Here is a 1,275-nt window from a genome sequence, read left to right on the forward strand (position 1 = left end):
TAGTTCGGATTTTTCGCAAATTCAACAGAAGATTTGGTCACAATAGATTTCAACAAATAAGGACCATTGTACAAGATACTACTTGGATCCGTAGCTTTGGCAAAATCATCCCCTTTTGAGTTCAAAAACTCTTCATTAACTGGCGCAAGCACACCCATGGTTGTTTTTGAGTTCCAAAAACTTTCAGGTTTGTTCAACGTGTATTGGACTGTTTGATCATCAAGGGCTTTAATCCCGACTTGAGAAAAATCTTTAATTTCCCCTTTAGCATAAGCATCCAGACCTTTGATTGAATCTTGTACCAAGTAAAGGGCTTCTGCTTTCTTATCTGTTGCATATTTAAGACCTGTCACAAAGTCTTGAGCCTTAACAGGAGCATACTCTTCTCCCTCAGATGTATACCACTTGGCATCCTGACGAATCTTATAAGTATAAGTCAAGCCATCCTTAGAAACTGACCAGTCCTCTGCCATTGAGGGAATAAGGTTCCCGTATTTATCATTTTCAAGCAATCCATCAATCACATTACTAGTAATGTCGGCAGTTGCTGCCTTACCAGTTGTCAAATAGTTGAGATTATCTGGATGTGTCTCGTATGTAAATGCAAAGGTCTGCTCACCTTTAGTAGCAGAACCACCCGAGCAAGCCGCTAAGACACCTGCTGCTAATAAAGTTACTCCCGCAAAAGCCAATACTTTCCTTGTTTTCATAGTCTTCTCCTTTGTTTTTTTATTCATTATAGCCCCTTTTTTGAGTCCTGTCAATACAATTTTCTGAATTTTTGAAAATTATTTTTTAAACAATAGGTTTGCAAAAATATGAATAATATCAAAAATACCTCAACTACATTAGGTAGTCAAGGAATTATCAATCACATTTCTAAATAGCAACTGATAACAGTTCTAGGTGTTTAATCTAACTCATTTCTTGCACACTGTAAAGCTGCTCCAATTACTTGGTGCATATCGTAATAACGATAGTGTCCTAAACGACCACCAAAGATAACATTCCCTTGCTCATCAGCCAATTTTTTATATGATTTATACAAATGATTATTACGATCATTATTTACTGGATAATAAGGCTCATCACCTTTTTCCCATGTTTTAGAATGTTCTTTAGTAATGATAGTCTTTGCTTGATTCCCAAACTCAAAATGTTTGTGTTCAATAATGCGAGTATATGGAGTTTCTGAATCCGTATAGTTCACAACTGCATTTCCTTGGTAATTCTCCATATCCAAGGTCTCATTTTCAAAACGAAGACTACGATACT

2 protein-coding genes are annotated in these 1,275 nt (G+C 36.2%); both read right to left on the reverse strand.

Annotation, left to right across the window (positions count from 1 at the left end; translation table 11 throughout):
• On the reverse strand, nucleotides 1-710 hold a 710-nt coding region (locus ACLNCN_RS04865), incomplete at its 3' end, for an ABC transporter substrate-binding protein (protein ID WP_424844746.1).
• 200 nt (nucleotides 711-910) lie between these two features.
• The coding region (locus ACLNCN_RS04870; protein WP_424844747.1) for a UDP-galactopyranose mutase at nucleotides 911-1,275 on the reverse strand (365 nt) is incomplete at its 5' end.

The organism is Streptococcus sp. CL8.13 (assembly GCF_049737895.1).